Raw genomic sequence first — 3,247 nt, 5'->3', positions numbered from 1 at the left:
GCCGGTGCCGCGATTCCGCGCAGCGGAATCCGACTCCAAGGCGAAATCTCCGCGCCGCGCGATTTGGGCTGGACGCGTGCCGCCTCCTTGCACACCATGGCATAACGCGAGGGGTGCAACGGGAGATTCGCCATGTTTCGCAATATCGCCGCCAGTTTGGCCCTTCTTGCCTTCGCCGCGCCGCTGCACGCCCAGGAGGGCGCGCCGCAGGATTCGACGGTGAAGGACACTGCGAACACCGTCACCCAACCCTTCGACGGCAAGGAAGTGCCGCCCAAGCTGCAGGCGATCGTCGCCGCGCCCTATTCGCTGGCCGGGCTCGGCAAATGCGCGGCGATCATCCGCGAGATCGGCGAACTCGACGCCGTGCTTGGCCCCGACGTCAACGAGACGGTCGACAAGAGCCGGGCGCAAAAGCGCGAGGAGACCGCCGGGCGCGTCGCGGGCAGCGTCGCGGGATCGATCATCCCCTTTCGCGGGCTGATCGGCGAGGTCACCGGCGCCAATGCCGAACGCCGCCGCTATGCCGAGGCGGTCTATGCCGGAACGGTGCGGCGCGGCTTTTTGAAGGGCGTCGGGCTCGAACGCGGCTGCAAGGCCCCGGCGCGGCCCTGAGCGGGAGACAGATTCATGCAGGTCGCCGACATTCGTCCTTTCACCATCGACGTGCCGCAGGCGGCGCTCGACGATCTGAAAGCGCGGCTCGCGAACACCCGCTGGCCCGAGAAGGAGACGGTCGGCGACTGGGATCAGGGCGTTCCGCTCGCTTATGCGCAGGAGCTCGCGGCCTATTGGCAGCGCGATTACGACTGGCGGAAGGTCGAGGCGCGCCTCAATGCGCTGCCCAATTATCTCGCGACGATCGATGGGCTCGACATCCATTTCCTCCATGTCCGCTCGCCCGATCCCGCGGCGCGGCCGCTCGTGCTGACCCACGGCTGGCCGGGGTCGGTGCTCGAATTCCTCGACGTGATCGAGCTGCTGTCGGCCGACTATCATCTCGTGATCCCGTCGCTGCCGGGCTATGGCTTTTCGGGCAAGCCGAGCGAGGCCAAATGGAACGTCGAGCATATCGCGGCTGCGTGGGACGCGCTGATGCGCGCGCTCGGCTATCCGCGCTATTTCGCGCAGGGCGGCGACTGGGGCAGCGCGGTGACCTCGGCGATCGGCGCCAACCACGCCGATCATTGCGCGGGAATCCACCTCAACATGATTGCCGGCCAGCCTGACCCCGCGACGATGAACGAGCTGACCGAAGAGGAGCAGGCCTATCTCGCGCGCTTCGGCTGGTATCGGGCGAAGGACAATGGCTATGCGACCCAGCAGGCGACGCGGCCGCAGACGCTGGGCTATGGCCTCGCCGATTCGCCGGTTGGGCAGATGGGCTGGATCGTCGAGAAATTCCACGGCTGGACCGATTGCGGACACGAACCCGGCGGCCAGTCGATCGGCGGGCACCCCGAAAAGGCGCTGACAAGGGATGCGATGCTCGACACCGTCAGCCTCTATTGGCTGACCAACAGCGCCGCCTCCTCGGCGCGGCTCTATTGGCACAGCTTCGCGACCTTCGCCGCAGGCGAAATCCATGTGCCGACCGGATGCAGCCTGTTTCCGAACGAAATCATGCGCCTGTCGCGGCGCTGGGCCGAACGGCGTTACCGCAACATCGTCCACTGGAACGAGCTGCCGCGCGGCGGCCATTTCGCCGCGTGCGAGCAGCCCGATCTCTTCGTCGCCGAAGTGCGCGCGGCGCTGGCGAAAATGACGCTCTGACGCGTCGGGGAATATTCTAAGGCGTCGGGGCGATTCCCAGCATCAGCCCCGCGAGCGCCGCCGACATCAGGTTCGACAGGCTGCCCGCAAGCAGGGCCTTGAGACCGAGCTTTGCGATCATCGGCCGCTGGTTGGGTGCGAGGCCGCCCGTCACCGCCATCTGGATCGCGATCGAGCTGAAATTGGCGAAGCCGCAGAGGGCAAAGGTCGCGATGGCGATCGACGCGGGCGACAGGCCCGCTTGCATCTTGCCGAGATCGATGAAGGCGACGAATTCGTTGAGCACGATCTTGGTGCCGAACAATCCGCCGACCGCGCCGCTTTCGTCCCACGGCACCCCCATCAGCCACATCACGGGGCGAAAGATCGTGCCGATGATCGCCTGGAACGACAGGTCGGGATAGCCGAACCAGCCGCCGATCCCGGCGAGCAGGCCGTTGGCGAGCGCGACGAGTGCGACGAAGGCGAGCACCATCGCGCCGACCGCGACCGCCAGCCGGACGCCGGTCTGGGCGCCCTGCGCCGCCGCCATGATGATGTTCGCGGGCTTTTCCTCGTCGTGGCTCGCCTCGGGCATGATCACGGGTTCGATGCCCAGATCCTTGGGATCGTCGGGCATCATGATCTTTGCCATCAATATGCCGCCGGGCGCCGACATGAAGCTCGCGGCGAGCAGGTAGGGCAGCAATTGTTCGCCGATCATGCTGGCATAGGCGCCGAGGATCGTCCCCGCGACCCCGGCCATGCCGACGGTCATCACGGTGAAGAGCTGCGACGGTGTCAGGCTGGCGAGATAGGGGCGGATGACGAGCGGGCTTTCGCTCTGCCCGACGAAGATATTCGCCGCGGCGCCCAGGCTTTCGACCTTGGTGATGCCGGTGATCTTCTGGATCGCGCCGCCGACCCATTTGATCACCAGCTGCATGATGCCGAGATAATAGAGGATCGAGATCATCGAGGCGAAGAAGATGATCACGGGCAGCGCCGCGATCGCGAAGCTGTGCCCGCCCATCTCGGGTCCGGCGAGCGGGCCGAAGATGAAGTCTGTGCCCGCCTTGGCATAGCCGAGCAGGTTCGACACGCCGCCTGACATCGCCTGGATGATGCTGCGGCCCCAGGGGGTGCCGAGCACGAGCAGCGCGAAACCGGCTTGCAGCAGGAAGGCGGGAATGACGACGCGGGGGCGAATCCAGCGGCGGTTGGAAGAGAAGAGCAGGGCGATCGCGAGCAATGCGACGATGCCGAGCAGACCGATCAGGCGTTCCATGAAAAAAGTGCGTCCCCCGCAAGTTTGTTGCGCCCTGTCTAGCGGCCTTTGGCGGCGGGGCAAGAGTGCGCGGCGCGGTGCCCGTTCGGGATGGCGCCAGAAAAGGCGAAGATCGGGAATGGCCGGTTTCGACCGGAAGCCGACCTATCCTCCATCGTCATCCCGGACTTGATCCGGGATCCATTCTCTCAGCGCCGGATGAATGGA

Annotated in this window: 3 protein-coding genes; 2 read left to right on the top strand and 1 reads right to left on the bottom strand. The window is 66.0% G+C overall.

What is annotated here, in order from left to right; translation table 11 throughout:
- Nucleotides 1-132: 132 nt before the first annotated feature.
- A complete protein-coding gene (locus OJI97_RS13315; RefSeq protein ID WP_297664201.1) occupies nt 133-615 on the top strand; it encodes a hypothetical protein in 483 nt (160 codons plus the stop codon).
- Nucleotides 616-630: 15 nt separating this feature from the next.
- Nucleotides 631-1,773 (top strand): epoxide hydrolase family protein, encoded by a 1,143-nt coding sequence (locus OJI97_RS13310; RefSeq protein ID WP_297664200.1) that lies wholly within the window; start codon nt 631-633, stop codon nt 1,771-1,773.
- A 16-nt stretch (nt 1,774-1,789) separates the two neighbouring features.
- On the opposite strand, the gene OJI97_RS13305 is transcribed toward OJI97_RS13310, so the two are convergent.
- Nucleotides 1,790-3,040 carry a NupC/NupG family nucleoside CNT transporter gene (locus tag OJI97_RS13305; protein WP_297664199.1) on the bottom strand — a complete coding sequence of 417 codons (1,251 nt, stop codon included), beginning with the start codon at nt 3,038-3,040 and terminating at the stop codon, nt 1,790-1,792.
- Between the last annotated feature and the right edge of the window lie 207 nt (nt 3,041-3,247).

The organism is Sphingopyxis sp., assembly GCF_025869345.1.
GTDB lineage: Bacteria > Pseudomonadota > Alphaproteobacteria > Sphingomonadales > Sphingomonadaceae > Sphingopyxis.
The sequence above is the reverse complement of the archived record's forward strand: the minus strand, read 5'-3'. Positions and strand labels throughout refer to the sequence as shown.

Excerpts from the sequence above, each read along its gene's own strand:
- OJI97_RS13315 (WP_297664201.1), top strand. The coding sequence starts at position 133 with ATGTTTCGCAATATCGCCGCCAGTTTGGCCCTTCTTGCCTTCGCCGCG.
- OJI97_RS13310 (WP_297664200.1), top strand. The coding sequence starts at position 631 with ATGCAGGTCGCCGACATTCGTCCTTTCACCATCGACGTGCCGCAGGCG.
- OJI97_RS13305 (WP_297664199.1), bottom strand. The coding sequence starts at position 3,040 with ATGGAACGCCTGATCGGTCTGCTCGGCATCGTCGCATTGCTCGCGATC.